Genomic DNA, 14,969 nt, shown 5'->3' on the forward strand with positions numbered 1-14,969 from the left:
CACGAGCAGGATCAAACCGATTTCGGCACGGCCGGTCGCGCGGTTTCCTCGTCCGGCGGGAATCGTTCTTCGGCCACGTCCATGGACGCCAGCCGCGCGGTCAGGCCGGCGGCCTCCGGTGACCCGAGGGACCGATAGTGGCGCACCGCCGCGCCCCACCGGGCGACGGCCTCGTCGACCGAACCGCGCGCCGCTGCCAAGTCGCCCAGCCGGTGCAGCGCTTTGGCTTCCTCGAGAGTGCTACCGCACGCCCGGCTCGCCTCCAGGGCGGCCAGGTGCTGCGCCTCCGCGCCCGCCGCGTCACCTCGCCGCGCGGCGATGACACCGCGCAGGTCGTACGCCTCGGCGAGGTCTAGGTGCGATCCCAGTTCGGCGAACATGGCGACCGCCCGATCGAGGTCGGCGGAGGCTTCATCCAGCGCGCCTTCCGCGTAGTGCATCTTCGCCCGGCTGCGCCACGCGATCGCGGCGTTGCGCCGCGCGCCCACCTCGAGGTAGTAGTCCAGCGCCGACTTGTTGAGGCGCAACGCTTCCGCAAGGTCACCGGAGCGGCGTAACAGGACCGCCCGGTTGGCGACCGCGTTGCTCCACCCGTGCCGGTCGCCGATCTCCTCGAACAGGCGCTGCGCGCTCTCGTACTGCCCGGCGGCCTCGTCCGGCCGCCCGGTCTCCAGCAGTGCGCGACCCAAGTCGTTGCGGATGCGAGCCTCGGCGTGCCGGTCGCCCAACCGCAGGCATGCCGCCAGCGCCGACCGGTAGCACTCGAGCCAACCGTCCCACTGCTTGGTGAGGAAGAAGTAGCCCCGCATCGTGTACGCGAGCTGCCAGCGCCGCACGTCCAGTTCCGGCTCGTCCCAGGCGCACAGGCCGACGGCGTCGCGCCAGTGCCGGTGCAGCCATGCCAGGGCCGAGCCGTAGTCGGCGAACTCCTCCGCACCGGCCGGGTCACCGACCAGCGGCACCCGGTACCGGTTGGGCGTGACGAGCGCGTCGGCCCGCTCGGCGGTGTGCAGCACGTGGTCGAACAACCTCGCCTTGGCGGCGACCCGCTCGCGGTCGACGCCCGCGAGTTCGACGGCGAAGAGGCGGAGCAGGTCGTGCGCGCCGTACCGACCGGTCACGGGCTCGGCGAGCATGTGGGCCCCGACCAGCACGCGCAACAGGCGCGCGGCCCGGGCCACCGACACGCCGCAGAGCGCGGCGAACGCGGGTGCCTCCACCACGCCGGTCGGGTGCGCGCCGAACAGCCGGAAAGCGCGTGCCGCGTCCTCCGGCAAGCGGTCCAAGGACCACGACAACACCGGCCGGATCGAGGAGTGGAGGTCGCCGCCGACCTCCAGCGCGTCCAGCCGGTCGCCCGCGTGGCGCAGTTCCGCGACCAGTTCCGCCAAGGGAGCCGCCGGTCGGGACCGAGCCAACTGCGCGACGATCCGCAGCGCCAGCGGCAGCCCGCCGCATTGCGCCACCAATTCCCGCGCGGCGGGCTCCCGGTCCACCCGGTCACCGAGCGCGGCACGCAGCAGGGCCTGCCCCTGATCGGGGCTGAGCAGGTCCAGGTTGAGCACCTCCGCACCCTCGTGCACCTCCAGGCCGGGCAGCACGTTCCGGCTCGTCACGAGCACCACACCCGCGCCTGGCAGCAACGGGCGCACCTGGTCCTCGGATGCGGCGTTGTCGAGCACGACCAGCACTCTGCGGCCGTGCAGCAGGCTGCGGTAGCGCCCTTCGCGTTCATGACGGGCCTGCGGCACCTCGGCATGGGGTACGCCGAGGTCACGCAGGAACGCGCCGAGCGCCTCGTCCGGCGTCAGTGGCCGATCCGGGCCGTGCCCGCGCAGGTCGACCCACAACTGCCCGTCGGGGAAATCCGAGAGGTGCGCGTGCGCCCAGGTCAGGACCAGGGCACTCTTGCCCACGCCTCCGGGGCCGCTCACCACGACCGGCGCGGGCCGCGCCGCGCCCACCTGGTGGTCCAGCCAGGCGAGCTCCGCTCCGCGTCCGGTCAACCGACGCGGACCGCCGGGTAACTGGCGCGGAACGACCACCGGCGGCGCGGCCCCATGGATGTGCACGGGGCCCTCGATGCGACCCGCCTGCACTGCCACGGACACCGGGGCCGTCACGGTGTTACGGACCTCTTCGCCCATCGTCTGCCTTCCCGGCGGCCAGGATGAACTCCGCCAGTCGCTGGAAGTCGCCGTCCCGTTGGAAGTGCAGCCGCTTGGTGCCTCGGAAGATCCGGGGGATGGCTTCGTCGTTGCTCTCGTTCTCGTAGAGCTTGAGCACGAGGACCTTCGGGTCGTCGTGCTCCCGCTTCACGTCCAAGTGCAGGACCGAGTCGATCTCCCGGTTCGCCCAGTCCGACGAGTTGAGGTTCGCACTTGCGCACAGGAGCAGGAACCGGCTGCTCATCAGCCCTTTTTCGATCACCTTGCGGGTCGAGTCGCCCGGACGCAGCTCCGCGTCGTCGTACCAAGACCTGAGGCCGTAGTCCTGCCACAGCCGGTCCTTGATCTCACGGACGACGGCCTTGTCCCGGCTCGAGTGGCACAGGTACACGTCGTACTCGTACTCGGGTGGCACCTCGCCGACCACGCTCTCCAACGACCGGCGCAGCTCGGCGCGCTGCTCCAGCGACAGCCGGTCGACGCCCTTGGCCCCGATCCGCAGCACCATGATCGGTTCCGCAGCGCGCTCGTAGGTGCTCGGCGGGGCGTCGAAGAGTTTGGGCACGTCGACCCACAGCAGCGGGCGCCGGGTGCCGTTCAACTTGGCGACGACGGGCGATGAGGACTGGACGCTGCCCGACACCAGGACGAACATGCCGTGTTCCGGGTCGTCCTTGTTCATCGCGCGCACCACTTCGCCGATCTCGAGGGTGAAGCCCCCTGGGGCGACCGTGACCAGTTCCGTGTGCGGCAGCAGCTCGCGGACGGCGGCCTCCCACGCCTTGACGTCATCGCTGACTCGCGCGATGCCGTGGGCGGGAGGGATGCTCAGCGGCCCGAAGAGGTACGGCGTGGCCTGGACGGTGTGCTGGAGCACGCGGTCGAGGATGAACAGGTCGTACTGCCGCCTCGCCTCCTTGCCCGGTTCCGTGTCCGACAGCTTGTCGGTGACCTCCTCGCTGATGAACGACAGCAGCGCCACGTCGGTCTTCGCGACGAGGTCCGCGGTCCGGTTGCGCTTGAGAGCGGTCGCCAACTCCCCGACCACCTCGCCCGCGCGGTGCACGTTGTTCGCCTCGGCCGTGCCCCCGAACCCCTTGCCCTCCAGGTTGTAGACACCGACCTCGCCGCGCAGGATGACGAACATCGACTCGCCTGGTTCGCCGACGCGGCAGATCACCTCGCCGGGCCTGCGCTCGACCAGGTGACCGAGCTTCAGCATCTCGGTCAGCTCGTCCGCCCGAAGCAGCTCGAGGAAGCTGCGATTGGCACCGGTGCTGGACTTGAGCATTCGCGAGGCGCGCTCAAGTGCAGCCGTGACGTTGTGGTCCCGCGGGTTGATCTGGGAGATCCTCTTCGCGTAGTAGAGCGCGTCCCACCCGTTTCCCGTTTTCAGTGCCAACTTCAACGACGCGTAGTCGTGCTCCGGTTTTCCCCATTCGGATCGCACGCCCTCGAGCGACAGCAGGCAGAGCAGCTCTTCATAGCTGCGTTCCACCCGCAGGCGTTGGTCGTGCAAATCGACTTCGGAAGCGATCGGCGCGGAGGCGATCGCGCGACGGAACGTGTCGGACACGACGATGCCGTCACCGGTCGCCTGGGAGACCAGCCACCCGGCGAAGTTGATGCCGGACCCGACCACCTGGGTGCGTCCGTCGGCCCCGGTGAGGCTGTCGACCTCGCCGACGTGACCGGTGACGCGGAGCTTGACCCGCTCTCCGCGCGCCCAAGAACACAACTCCGCCATGAGTCGCACGGCGTGCTCCTGCCAGTCTTCCCCGAAGAAGACCACGTGACCGCCGTCGCCACCCGACGCCCAGACGACCTGACCGGGCTCCCGGCGCTCGATCGCATCGGCGACGATCCGGTTGATCGCCGCGACCCGGCGGAGTTGGGACACGCCGTTCGCCGCGGAATGGCCGGAGATGTCGCATGACACGACGGCGACCTCTGCTAGTTCACCCGCGGGGACCTCGACCACAGACGCTCCTCCTTCTCCGCGTGGCGACCGCTCGAATGGAGCAGCGCAACTACGCAAAAATGCGGAAACGCCTGAAAGGCGTTCGAACCACATTACCCACCGGCCGTCCGCAGTGGGAAAACGGGATCAGAACAGGCGGAACTCGTCGGATTCGATGCCGCGCAGGGCGTCGTAGTCCAGGACGACGCAGCGGATGCCGCGGTCCTCGGCGAGGGTTCGGGCTTGGGGTTTGATCTGCTGGGCGGCGAAGACGCCCTTCACCGGGGCGAGCAGCGGGTCGCGGTTGAGCAGTTCCAGGTAGCGGGTCAGTTGTTCGACGCCGTCGATCTCGCCGCGGCGTTTGATCTCGACGGCCACGGAGGTGCCCGAGGCGTCGCGGCACATCAGGTCGACCGGGCCGATCGGGGTCGGGAACTCGCGGCGGACCAGGGTCCAGCCCTCGCCCAGGGTGGTGACGTGCTCGGCCAGCAGCTTCTGCAGGTCGGCTTCGACGCCGTCCTTGACCAGGCCGGGTTCCGGGCCGAGCTCGTGCTTGGAGTCGTGCAGCACCTCGGCCAGGGTGATGATCAGCTTCTCGCCCGCCTTGTTCTGCACGACCCACAGGTCCGGGTCCTCGATCAGCCAGCACGGCGGGCTCATCCAGTTCAGCGGCTTGTACGCGCGGTCGTCGGAGTGGATCGACACCGAGCCGTCCGCCTTGATCAGCAGCAGCCTCTGCGCCATCGGCAGATGGGCGGTGAGGCGTCCGACGTAGTCGACCTGGCAGCGAGCGATGACGAGGCGCACGGCCGACAGGCTACGGGGTGCGAGCGCCGATCCACCGGCAGGTACCGTCGGCCGACGTGTCACCGCTGCGACAGCTCCTGCGCACCAAGCCCGTCGACCGGATCACCGACGAGAGCGCTCACACCTCACTGCGCCGCAGCCTCGGCCTGGTGCCGCTGGTCTCCCTCTCGGTCGGCGCCACGCTGGGCACGGGCATCTTCGTCGTGCTCGGCCAGGCGGCCCCGGTGGCCGGTCCGGCGGTCGCCGTGTCGTTCGCCGTGGCCGCGCTGGCCGCGTTGTTCTCCGCGCTGTCGTACGCCGAGCTGGCCGGCGCGGTGCCGGTGTCCGGGTCGGCCTACTCCTACACCTACGCCACGCTCGGCGAGCTGGTCGCGTGGGTCTGCGGGTGGTGCCTGCTGCTGGAGTACGGCGTCTCGGTGGCGGCGGTCGCGGTCGGCTGGAGCGGTTACCTCAACGCGTTCCTCGACGCCACGCTCGGGTTCCAGCTGCCCGCGGCGCTGTCCGGGGACGTGGTGAACCTGCCCGCCGCGGTGGTGGTGCTGCTGGCCACGGCCGTGCTGCTGGGCGGGGTGAAGGAGAGCGCGGCCGTCACCACCGTGACCACGCTGCTCAAGGTGGCCGTGCTGGTGTTCTTCGTGGTGGTGGCCGTGTTCGGGTTCCACAGCGAGAACCTCGCGCCGTTCGCGCCGGCCGGGCTCGCGGGCGTCACGGGCGCCGCGTCGCTGGTGTTCTTCTCGTTCATCGGGTTCGACGCCGCCTCCACGGCCGGTGAGGAGGCGCGCGACCCCCAGCGCGACCTGCCGCGGGCGATCGTGATCTCGCTGGTCGTCGTCACGGTCGTGTACGTGCTGGTGGCGTTCACCGCCGTGGGGGCGGTGGGCGTGGACGCCCTGGCCGGTTCCGACGCCTCGCTGGCCACCGTGCTGCGGCAGGTCACCGGGGCCGGGTGGCCCGCGACGGTGCTGTCGGCGGGCGCGGTGGTCGCGATCGCGTCCGTGGTGCTGACCGTCCTGTACGGACAGACGCGGGTGCTGGTGGCCATGGCGCGTGACGGCCTGGTGCCGCGGGTGTTCGCGCGGGTCGGCGCGAAGCGGGTGCCGACGGTGAACACGGTGCTGGTGGGCGCGGTGGTCGCGGTGCTGGCCGCGCTGGTGCCGCTCGGGCAACTGGCGGAAGCGACGAGCATCGGCACGCTGGTGGCGTTCAGCCTGGTCAACGTGGGCGTGCTCGTGCTGCGGCGCACACGGCCGGACCTGCCGCGCGGTTTCCGCACGCCGTGGGTGCCGGTGGTGCCGCTGCTGGGGCTGGGCATGTGCGTGCTGCTGGTGGCGGGCCTCGCGCCCGCCACCTGGCTGGCCTTCGGCGTCTGGTCGGCCGCGGGCCTGGTGGTGTACTTCGCGTACGGGCGACGCCGGTCGGAACTCGCCCGGCATTCGGCACAGGGAGAGTGATCGTGGAAACCCTCGGATCGCGTGAGGTGTACGCGAACCAGTGGATGGTGGTCCGCGAGGACGCCATCGGGCGGGCGGACGGGACCACCGGCATCTACGGCGTGGTGGACAAGCCCGACTTCGCGCTGGTCATCCCCATGGACGGGGAGCGGCTGCGGCTGGTCGAGCAGTTCCGCTACCCGCTGGGCATGCGGCGCTGGGAGTTCCCGCAGGGCACCGCGCCCGAGCGGGCCGACGAGGACCCGCTGGTGCTGGCCGAACGCGAGCTGCGCGAGGAGACGGGGTTGCGCGCGGGCAAGCTGGTGCAGCTGGGGATGCTGGACGTCGCGCCGGGCATGTCGAGCCAGCGCGGCCGGGTGTTCCTGGCCACCGAGCTGCGCGAGGGCTTCCACGAGCGCGAGCACGAGGAGCAGGACATGCGCTCGGCGTGGTTCCCGCGCGCCGAGTTCGAGGCGATGATCGCGCGCGGCGACATCACCGACGCCCAGTCGATCGCCGCCTACACGCTGCTCCTGCTGCACGAGCACGCCCAGCCGTGACCGCCGGGCTCGCGGGGCACGACCCCCGCCGAGCCTCGGGTGGCACGGGTGCCGGGCAGCGCGGTCACCTCCCGCGCCGCCCGCGCGTCGGGTGAGCAGACGGTCCTGTGCCCGCTCACCCGGAGGTCCCATGTCCACCGCGCACGTCGTCGTCACCGCCCTGGCGATCCTGGCCAACGCCGGCATCGCCGTCGCCGACCTGGTGAAGGCGGACTTCGTCCTGGCGAACTCGGCCGCGGTCGACGTGCCGCCGTCGTGGGTGCCGGTGCTCGGCCTGCTGAAAGGCGCGGGCGCGGTCGGTCTGCTGCTCGGTCTGCTCGGCGTGCCGGTCGTCGGGACGGCGGCGGCGATCGGGCTGGTGGCGTTCTTCGCGGGCGCGGTCATCGCCCACGTGCGCGCCGGTGTGTGGCACAACATCGCCGCGCCCGGCGCGTTCCTCGCCCTCGCCGTCGCCTCCCTCCTGCTCGGCTAGTCGGTCCAGGCGGCGGGGCGCTTCTCCAGGAACGACGACATGCCCTCCTTGGCCGCCGGGGTCTGCGAGGCCGCCGCCATCACCTCCAGCGCGATGGCGTAGGCGTCGGACTCCGGCCGGTCCAGTTGGGCGTAGATCGTCTGCTTGCCCAGCGCCTTGCTGGCCCGGCTGCCGCGGGTGGCGCGGCGCATCAGGTCGGCCACGGCGTCGTCCAGCTCGGCCTGCGGCACGACGCGGTTCACCAGGCCCCACTGCTCGGCGGTGCGGGCGTCCACGGTGTCGCCGGTCAACGCCATCTCCATCAACCGCTTGCGGCCGATCGCGCGGGCCACCGGCACGGCCGGGGTGTGGCAGAACCAGCCGCCCTTGCCGCCGGGCAGGGCGAAGCCGGCCTCCTCGGCGGCCACGGCCAGGTCGCACGAGGCCACCAGTTGGCAGCCCGCGGCGGTGGCCAGGCCGTGCACGCGGGCGATCACGACCTGCGGCACGGACTCGATCGTGCGCATCAGCTCCGTGCACAGCGCGAGCAGGTCGCGCACGCCGTCGAGGTCGCGGGCCGCCACGTCGGCGAAGTCGTGGCCGGCGCAGAACACCGGCCCCTCGCCCGCCAGCACCACGCCGACCGCGTCCGACGCGGCGACCTCGCGGAACGCGGTCAACAGCTCCGCCAGGTGCTCGGCGGACAGGGAGTTGCGCCGGGCGGCGCGGTCCATGGTGATCCGCACGACGTCATCCGTGCGGTCGACGCGGATGTGCTGGTGTTCGGCCATGTTGCGACGGTAACGGGCCGTGCAACCGCGTGCCCGGGGACTGCCGTCCAGGGGGTATGAGACTGCGCCTGTCAGCGCTGGCGGTGGGTGCGCTGCTGCTCGTCGGCTGCGCCTCGAAGACGCCGCCCACCCTGCCGGTCGACCACGGCACCTCCACGCAGACCGCGACGTCGACCGTGCCCCCGCCACCGCCCGCCGACTTCCCGGTGACCGCCGTGCCACGCCCGATCGTGCTGTTCGCGCCGAAGCTGGTGACCGTGCGGTGGGCCGGCTCGGAGCAGGACAAGCTCTCCGGCGGCAACGGCTACCGGTTCACCGGGGTCGAGCCGCCGACGCCCGGCCCCGCACCGGTGGTGCTGCCCGACGGTCCGGCGACGTTCCCGCTGATCGGCGTGCGCGACGCGCTGGCCGCCATGTCGGAGGGAGCGCGCGGGGGCGAGCCGACGGAGATCGTGGGCGTCGAGCTGGGCGCGGCGGCGTTCACCACCGACCGCGGTCCGCTGGAGTTGCCCGCCTGGCTGTTCCGGTCCTCGTTCGGCAGCCTGTTCGCGTGGCCCGCGGTCACGCCGGACGCGTTCTGGAAGCGGGGCGAGGTGATCGCCGGGTCCCACCACGCCAAGACCTCGGACGGGGTGCGGCTGGAGGTGGAGCTGGGCGCGCCCGAGACGCCGTGCGAGGGCGACGAGCCGTCCACCAAGGAGGCGGTGGTGACGGAGACCGGGACGGCCGTGGTGGTCGGGGTGCGGACGATCGGGACCGTCGGCGACTGCGCCCGCAACGCCATTTACCGGCCGCAGTACTACCCGGTGACGCTGGCCGAGCCGTTGGGCGCGCGGCTGCTGGTCTTCGCCGACGACAACAGCGTCATCCCGGTGACGTCGAGCTGACCGGGGTCAGGCGGCGGGCACGCGGAACGTGCGGCGGTAGGCGTCGGGGGTGACACCCAGTTCGGCGCGCAGCCGGCGGCGGAGGTTGGCGGGCGTGCCCAGTCCCGCGCGTTCGGCCACCCGGTGCACGGGCAGGTCGGTGGTCTCCAGCAGGCGCTGGGCCAGCCGGACCCGTTGCGCCTGGAGCCAGCGGCCGGGTGTGTCGCCGGTGGCGGCCAGGAACGCGCGGTGGAACGTGCGCTCGCTCATCGCGGCGTGCGCGGCCATGTCGGCCACGCCGACCGCCGACGCCAGGCGCGTCACGGCCCAGTCCACCGTGGCAGCGATGCCGGCGCGGTCCGGGCGGGGCGGCAGGGGCGCGTCGACGTACTGGCGCTGGCCGCCCTCCCGGATCGGCGGCATCACCAGGCGGCGCGCCAGCGCGGCGGCCACGTCGGCGCCGTGCGCCCGGCGCACCAGGTGCAGGCACAGGTCCAGCCCGCCGACCACGCCCGCCGACGTCGGCACCTCGCCGTCGGTGAACAGCACGTCGCGGACCACGCGGGCGCGGGGCGCGGCGGTCTCCAGCGCGTCGAGCAGCCGCCAGTGCGTGGTCGCCTCACGGCCGTCCAGCATCCCCGCCGCCGCCAGCGTGAACGCACCCGAGCACAACGCCGCCACCACGCCGGAGAACGACCGCAGCGCGCGCACCGCGGCCTCCGGCACGGGCGCGAGCGGGTCGACCCGACCGGGCACCACCACCAGGTCGCAGTCGCGCAGGCCGGACAGCCCGTGCGTCGCCGGGATCACGCCCACCGGCTCGACCGGCGTCGCCGCACGCCCCGGAGCGCACAGCCGCAGCTCGAACGGCCCGATGCCGGCGTCACCGCGGTCCACGCCCCACACCTCGCCGACCACCGACACGTCGAACATCCGACTGCCCGGCAACACCAGGACACCGACCGTGCGCATGGCAGGAAAGTACCCCAACGCGCCGGTTCTGCCACTCACGGCCGGGCCGCGGACCAGCGCAGGCTCGACGTCATGACCACCACCGCCCTGATCCTGATCGACGTCCAACGCGGCTTCGACGACCCTTCGTGGGGCACGCGCAACAACCCCGGCGCGGAGGCCAACATCGCCCGCCTGCTCGACTCCTGGACCGGCCCGCTGGTGCTCGTCCGCCACGACTCGACCAAGCCGGGTTCGCCGCTGCGCCCCGGCCAGGACGGCAACCGGTTCAAGCCCGAGCTGGACCGCGCCGAGCCCGACCTCGTGTTCGCCAAGGACGTCAACTCCGCGTTCCACGGCGAGGTGAACCTGGACGCGTGGCTGCGGGCGCGCGGCATCACCGACATCGTGCTGGCCGGCATCCAGACCAACATGTGCGTGGAGACGACCGCCCGCCTGGGCGGCAACCTCGGCTACCGCGTCCGGGTCGTGCTCGACGCCACGTTCACGTTCGACCTGGAGGACCTGACCGCCGACCAGCTCGCCCGGGCCACCGCCACCAACCTGCGCGGCGGCGGGTTCGCCGAGGTCGTGTCGACCGACGAGGTCGTCTAGAGGCCGTTCGCCTCCCGGACCACGGTGACGATCTCGTCCATGATCTGGGTCAGCTCGTAGTCCTTGGGCGTGAACACCCGGGCCACGCCCCGTTCGCGCAGCTCGTCGGCGTCGTCGGGCGGCACGATCCCCCCGACGACGACCGGCACGTCACCGGCACCGGCCGCGCGCAGGCCGTCGACCACCGCGGGCACGACCTCCAGGTGCGAGCCGGACAGGATCGAGAGGCCCACCACGTGCACGTCCTCCTGCACGGCGGCGGCCACGATCTGCGCGGGCGTGAGCCGGATGCCCTGGTACACGACCTCGAAACCGACGTCGCGGGCCCGCACGGCGACCTGCTCCGCACCGTTGGAGTGGCCGTCGAGCCCCGGCTTGCCGACCAGGATCCGCAGCCGCTCCCCCAGCTCCTCGCCGGTCGCCCGCACGCGCTCGCGCACCCGGCCGATCTGCGTGCCCGCCTCGCCGGACGCCGACGCCGCCGACACCCCGGTCGGCGCGCGGTACTCGCCGAACGTCTCGCGCAACGCCTGCGACCACTCACCGGTCGTCACGCCCGCGCGAGCGCACGCGATCGTCGCCTCGACCAGGTTGCGGTCCGTCTTCGCCGCCGCCCGCAGGTCGTCCAGAGTGGACTTCACCAGCGCGTCGTCCCGGGAGGACCGCCACTGCCGGATCGCCTCGACCGCGTGCCGCTCCACGACCGGGTCGATCTGCTCGATCGCGTTCGCGCCCTCGGCCTGCAACGGCGAGGGTTCCGTGGTGGCGAACTTGTTCACGCCCACCACGACGTCCTCACCGGACTCGACCCGCCGGCGGCGTTCGGCCAGCGACGACACCAGCGCCGACTTCATGTACCCGGACTCGACCGCCGCGACCGCGCCGCCCATCGCCTGCACGCGGTCGATCTCGGCCCCCGCGCCCTCGACGATCTCGTCCACCTTGGCCTCGATTACGTGCGAGCCCGCGAAGAGGTCCTCGTACTCCAACAGGTCCGTCTCGTAGGCCAGCACCTGCTGCATCCGCAGCGCCCACTGCTGGTCCCACGGCCGGGGCAGGCCGAGCGCCTCGTTCCACGCCGGTAGCTGGATCGCCCGCGCCCGCGCGTCCCGCGACAGCGTCACGGCCAGCATCTCCAGCACGATCCGCTGCACGTTGTTCTCCGGCTGCGCCTCGGTCAGCCCGAGCGAGTTCACCTGCACGCCGTACCGGAAGCGGCGGTGCTTGGGGTCGGCGATGCCGTACCGGTCGCGGGTGATCTCGTCCCACAGCCGGACGAACGCCCGCATCTTGCACATCTCCTCGACGAACCGCACGCCGGCGTTGACGAAGAACGAGATGCGGGCGACCACCTCGCCGCGCCGCTCCTCGGGCACCTGCCCGGAGTCGAACACGGAGTCCAGCACGGCGATCGCGGTGGACAGCGAGTAGGCGACCTCCTGCACGGGCGTCGCGCCCGCTTCCTGCAGGTGGTAGGAGCAGATGTTGATCGGGTTCCACTTCGGCACGTTCGACACGGTCCACGCGACCACGTCGGTGATCAGCCGCAGGCTCGGCCCGGGCGGGAACACGTAGGTGCCGCGGGACAGGTACTCCTTGATGATGTCGTTCTGCGTGGTGCCCGCGAGGGTGGCGCGGTCCGCGCCCTGCTCCTCGGCCACGCTCACGTACAGCGCGAGCAGCCACATGGCCGTCGCGTTGATGGTCATCGACGTGTTCGCCTCGGCCAGGGGGATCTGGTCGAACAACTGCCGCATGTCACCGATGTGGCTGATCGGCACGCCGACCTTGCCGACCTCGCCCCTGGCCAGCTCGTCGTCCGGGTCGTACCCGGTCTGCGTGGGCAGGTCGAACGCCACGGACAGGCCCGTCTGGCCCTTGGCCAGGTTGCGGCGGTACAGCGCGTTGGAGGCGGCGGCGCTGGAGTGACCCGCGTACGTCCGCATCACCCACGGGCGGTCGCGCTCTCGATCGGCCGGGTAAGGCACGGCACCTCCTGTGCTCAACTGCGCCGCCGCTCGGCAGCGGTCGTTCGCGACCTCACGTGCCCCGTAGCGTACTGACCGGTAACACAGCGGGTGGGTGCCGTTGCTCACTGAATCGTGACTGCGGGAGGATGGGCGGCGTGACCGCGCTCACCACGTTCCTGCTCATGGTGATCGTCTTCGGGCTGCTCGGCCTGGTGCTGTTCTGGGCGTTCGGCATCGACCGGCGGGCCGTGCCCGACTACACCGGCGACGACTTCGGCCTGCTCACGGAAGTCTCCGCGGTGCCGACGCCCGAAGCCGCCGACGTGCTCGCCAAGCGCTTGCGGGCGGCCAGGATCAAGGTGACGGTCGTGCGGCGCGGCGGCCTGCACCGGCTGATGGTGTTCCCGGCCGACGCGCCCGACGCCAAGCTGCTGCTGCGCGGCTCCTGACCGGCCGTCAGGCGCTGACCCGCTCCACGGTCGCGCCGAGCTTGCGCAGGTTCTCCACGAAGCCCGGGTAGCCGCGCTCGATGTGGAAGATCTCGTACACCTCGGTCACGCCGTCCGCGCACAGCCCGGCCAGCACCAGGCCCGCTCCCGCGCGGATGTCCGACGCCCACACCGGCGCGCTGGACAGCCGGTCCACGCCGCGCACCACCGCGTGGTGGCCGTCGGTGCGCGCGTCCGCGCCCAGCCGCACCATCTCCTCGATGAACCGGAACCGCGCCTCGAACAGGTTCTCGGTGATCATCGACGTGCCGTCGGACACCGCCGACAGCGCGATCGCGAACGGCTGGAGGTCGGTGGCGAAGCCGGGGTAGGGCAGCGTCACGAAGTCCACCGACCGGGGCCGGTCGGTCTGCACCACGCGGAAGCCGTCGTCGAGCGTGGTCACGTCCGCGCCCGCCATCCGCAGCTTCTCCAGCACCAGGTCGAGGTGGTGGGGGTCCACGCCGCGCACGGTGATGTCACCGCGGGTCATGGCGGCGGCGAACGCCCACGTGGCGCCGACGATGCGGTCACCGATCACGCGGTGCTCGGTCGGCTGCAACGACTCCACGCCGTGCACGGTGAGCGTGGACGTGCCCGCGCCCTCGATCTTCGCGCCCATCTGCTGGAGCATCACGCAGATGTCCACGATCTCCGGCTCGCGGGCGGCGTTGTCGATGACCGTGGTGCCGTTGGCCAGCACCGCCGCCATCAGGATGTTCTCCGTCGCGCCCACGCTGGGGAAGTCGAGCCAGATCTGCGCGCCGTGCAGGCCCTCGGCCTCGGCGATCACGCAGCCGTGCTCGATCTCGCTGTGCGCGCCGAGCTTGCGCAGGCCGTTCTGGTGCATGTCCAACGGCCGGTTGCCGATCGCGTCGCCGCCGGGCAGCGCGACGACCGCGCGCTTGCACCGGCCCACCAGGGGACCGAGCACGCACACCGACGCGCGCAGCTTGCCCATCGCCTCGGAGTCGGCGCGGTGGTTGAGCTCCTTCGGCGTGGTGATGGTGACGACGCTGCCGTCGAGCGTCACCTCGCAGCCCAGGCTGCGCAGGACGTCGGCCATCAGCGGCACGTCCAGGATCTCCGGGCAGTTGGTGATGGTGGTGGTGCCCTCGGCCAGCAGTGCCGCCGCCATCAGCTTGAGCACGCTGTTCTTCGCGCCTACGACGGCGACCTCGCCGACGAGCCGCGCACCGCCCTGAACCCGGAAGTGCTCACTCACGTAAGGAACTCCTCGCTCGATGTGCCGCAATCCTACGTACGGTCTGAATCGTGCCCGTCCCTGGTGGCCCGGCCCGGTGTCTACAGTGCTCGGCATGGCCGTGCACCTGACGAAGATCTACACCCGGGTCGGCGACGACGGGACCACGGGCCTCGGCGACTTCTCCCGGGTGCCCAAGACCTCGCCCCGCATCACGGCGTACGCCGACGTGGACGAGACCAACGCGGCGCTCGGCGTCGCCCTGGCGCTCGGCGCGCTGGAGGCCGACGTCGCCGAGGTGGTCCGGAAGGTCCAGAACGACCTGTTCGACGTCGGCGCGGATCTGTGCACGCCGATCGCGCCCGACCCCAAGTACCCGCCGCTGCGGGTCACCCAGGCCTACGTGGACCGGCTGGAGTCGTGGTGCGATGCGTTCAACTCCCGGTTGGGCAAGCTGGAGTCGTTCATCCTCAACGGTGGCACACCGGGCGCGGCGCTGCTGCACCAGGCGCGCACGATCGCGCGGCGGGCCGAGCGGTCGACGTGGGCGTTGATCGAGGTGGAGGCCGAGCAGACCAACGCGCTGACCGCGAAGTACCTGAACCGGCTGTCCGACCTGCTGTTCATCCTGGCCAGGGTCGCCAACCCGGACGGCGACGTGCTCTGGCAGCCGGGCGGCAACGCCTGACCCTCGCAGTGGCACTTCCT

At 71.8% G+C, this 14,969-nt stretch carries 14 protein-coding genes; 7 read left to right on the forward strand and 7 right to left on the reverse strand.

Annotated features, from left to right (window positions below; genetic code table 11):
- Nucleotides 1-11: 11 nt before the first annotated feature.
- The 3 genes from LZG04_RS24245 to nucS form a co-directional block, all read right to left on the reverse strand.
- The gene (locus LZG04_RS24245) at nucleotides 12-2,006 is read right to left on the reverse strand and encodes a tetratricopeptide repeat protein (protein WP_233820465.1); all 1,995 of its coding nucleotides are present in this window, start codon (nucleotides 2,004-2,006) and stop codon (nucleotides 12-14) included.
- A gap of 121 nt (nucleotides 2,007-2,127) precedes the next feature.
- Nucleotides 2,128-4,149, reverse strand: coding sequence for a TIR domain-containing protein (locus tag LZG04_RS42660; RefSeq protein WP_233820466.1), 2,022 nt, complete (start codon nucleotides 4,147-4,149; stop codon nucleotides 2,128-2,130).
- A 126-nt stretch (nucleotides 4,150-4,275) separates the two neighbouring features.
- Nucleotides 4,276-4,935, reverse strand: coding sequence for an endonuclease NucS (gene nucS, locus LZG04_RS24255; protein WP_233820467.1), 660 nt, complete (start codon nucleotides 4,933-4,935; stop codon nucleotides 4,276-4,278).
- A gap of 56 nt (nucleotides 4,936-4,991) precedes the next feature.
- Here nucS and LZG04_RS24260 point away from each other — a divergent pair, with 56 nt between their 5' ends.
- The 3 genes from LZG04_RS24260 (at nucleotide 4,992) to LZG04_RS24270 (ending at nucleotide 7,397) form a co-directional block, all read left to right on the forward strand.
- Entirely contained in the window at nucleotides 4,992-6,386 is a 1,395-nt protein-coding gene (locus tag LZG04_RS24260; protein WP_233820468.1) for an amino acid permease, read from the forward strand.
- A gap of 2 nt (nucleotides 6,387-6,388) precedes the next feature.
- Nucleotides 6,389-6,925 carry an NUDIX hydrolase gene (locus tag LZG04_RS24265; RefSeq protein WP_233820469.1) on the forward strand — a complete coding sequence of 179 codons (537 nt, stop codon included), beginning with the start codon at nucleotides 6,389-6,391 and terminating at the stop codon, nucleotides 6,923-6,925.
- 130 nt (nucleotides 6,926-7,055) lie between these two features.
- Nucleotides 7,056-7,397: a DoxX family protein gene (locus LZG04_RS24270; protein ID WP_233820470.1), complete on the forward strand. Its 342-nt coding sequence runs from the start codon at nucleotides 7,056-7,058 to the stop codon at nucleotides 7,395-7,397.
- Here LZG04_RS24270 and LZG04_RS24275 read toward each other — a convergent pair.
- Nucleotides 7,394-8,167 carry an enoyl-CoA hydratase-related protein gene (locus LZG04_RS24275; RefSeq protein ID WP_233820471.1) on the reverse strand — a complete coding sequence of 258 codons (774 nt, stop codon included), beginning with the start codon at nucleotides 8,165-8,167 and terminating at the stop codon, nucleotides 7,394-7,396. The two genes, LZG04_RS24270 and LZG04_RS24275, sit on opposite strands and share 4 nt — an antisense overlap.
- 56 nt (nucleotides 8,168-8,223) lie before the next feature.
- Between LZG04_RS24275 and LZG04_RS24280 the strand changes: the two genes are divergently transcribed.
- On the forward strand, nucleotides 8,224-9,054 hold the full coding sequence (locus tag LZG04_RS24280) for a hypothetical protein (RefSeq protein ID WP_233820472.1): 831 nt from the start codon (nucleotides 8,224-8,226) through the stop codon (nucleotides 9,052-9,054).
- Between the two features lie 6 nt (nucleotides 9,055-9,060).
- On the opposite strand, the gene LZG04_RS24285 is transcribed toward LZG04_RS24280, so the two are convergent.
- Nucleotides 9,061-10,005: a GlxA family transcriptional regulator gene (locus tag LZG04_RS24285; RefSeq protein WP_233820474.1), complete on the reverse strand. Its 945-nt coding sequence runs from the start codon at nucleotides 10,003-10,005 to the stop codon at nucleotides 9,061-9,063.
- A gap of 72 nt (nucleotides 10,006-10,077) precedes the next feature.
- On the opposite strand from LZG04_RS24285, the gene LZG04_RS24290 reads away from it, so the two are divergent.
- Entirely contained in the window at nucleotides 10,078-10,599 is a 522-nt protein-coding gene (locus LZG04_RS24290; protein WP_233820475.1) for a cysteine hydrolase family protein, read from the forward strand.
- Here LZG04_RS24290 and LZG04_RS24295 read toward each other — a convergent pair.
- Entirely contained in the window at nucleotides 10,596-12,587 is a 1,992-nt protein-coding gene (locus tag LZG04_RS24295) for a protein meaA (protein ID WP_233820476.1), read from the reverse strand. The genes LZG04_RS24290 and LZG04_RS24295 overlap by 4 nt on opposite strands.
- A gap of 128 nt (nucleotides 12,588-12,715) precedes the next feature.
- Between LZG04_RS24295 and LZG04_RS24300 the strand changes: the two genes are divergently transcribed.
- Complete coding sequence (locus LZG04_RS24300; RefSeq protein WP_233820477.1) at nucleotides 12,716-13,018, forward strand: hypothetical protein; 303 nt, start codon at nucleotides 12,716-12,718, stop codon at nucleotides 13,016-13,018.
- Nucleotides 13,019-13,025: 7 nt separating this feature from the next.
- On the opposite strand, the gene murA is transcribed toward LZG04_RS24300, so the two are convergent.
- Nucleotides 13,026-14,282, reverse strand: coding sequence for a UDP-N-acetylglucosamine 1-carboxyvinyltransferase (gene murA / locus LZG04_RS24305; RefSeq protein WP_233820478.1), 1,257 nt, complete (start codon nucleotides 14,280-14,282; stop codon nucleotides 13,026-13,028).
- 94 nt (nucleotides 14,283-14,376) lie between these two features.
- Here murA and LZG04_RS24310 point away from each other — a divergent pair, with 94 nt between their 5' ends.
- Nucleotides 14,377-14,949, forward strand: coding sequence for a cob(I)yrinic acid a,c-diamide adenosyltransferase (locus LZG04_RS24310; protein WP_233820479.1), 573 nt, complete (start codon nucleotides 14,377-14,379; stop codon nucleotides 14,947-14,949).
- Nucleotides 14,950-14,969: the final 20 nt, after the last annotated feature.

Source organism: Saccharothrix sp. S26, from assembly GCF_021390395.1.
Classification (GTDB): Bacteria; Actinomycetota; Actinomycetes; order Mycobacteriales; family Pseudonocardiaceae; genus Actinosynnema.